General features: G+C 66.2%; 1 protein-coding gene. It reads right to left on the bottom strand.

The annotated features are described in order from the left end of the window. Nucleotides 1-733 (bottom strand): flavodoxin-dependent (E)-4-hydroxy-3-methylbut-2-enyl-diphosphate synthase (ispG, locus tag K1Y72_RS35825; protein ID WP_220170999.1); only part of this gene is annotated, 733 nt, incomplete at both ends.

The raw sequence follows: 733 nt of genomic DNA, 5'->3' as shown, positions 1-733 counted from the left end.
ACCGACCTTGACCTCCTCCACCGGAGGCGCCGACAACGACACCCGGATCGTGTCGCCGATGCCCTGCGACAGCAGCGCCCCGAACGCCACCGCCGACTTGATCGTCCCCTGGAACGCCGGACCCGCCTCGGTCACACCCAGATGCAACGGGTACTCGCACGCGGCGGCCAGCTGCCGGTACGCCTCGATCATCACCACCGGATCGTTGTGCTTCACCGAGATCTTGATGTCCCGGAAACCGTGCTCCTCAAACAGCGAGCACTCCCACAACGCCGACTCCACCAACGCCTCCGGCGTGGCCCTGCCGTACTTCTCCAGCAACCGCTTGTCCAGCGACCCCGCGTTCACCCCGATCCGGATCGGCACCCCCGCATCCCCGGCCGCACGGGCGATCTCACCGACCTTGTCATCGAACCTCTTGATATTGCCCGGATTCACCCGCACCGCCGCGCACCCGGCATCGATCGCCGCGAACACGTACTTGGGCTGGAAATGAATATCGGCGATCACCGGGATCGGCGACTTGCGCGCGATCGCCGGCAACGCATCGGCATCATCCTGCGACGGACACGCCACCCGCACGATCTGGCAACCCGACGCCGTCAACTCCGCGATCTGCTGAAGAGTGGCGTTCACATCCGCCGTCAACGTCGTCGTCATCGACTGCACCGACACCGGAGCGTCCCCGCCCACCGGAACACTCCCCACCATGATCTGGCGGGACTTGCGGCGG

This window comes from Actinomadura parmotrematis (assembly GCF_019458805.1).
Classification (GTDB): Bacteria; Actinomycetota; Actinomycetes; order Streptosporangiales; family Streptosporangiaceae; genus Spirillospora; species Spirillospora parmotrematis.
Note: the sequence above shows the minus strand (reverse complement) of the source record. Positions and strands in the feature narration are given on the sequence as shown.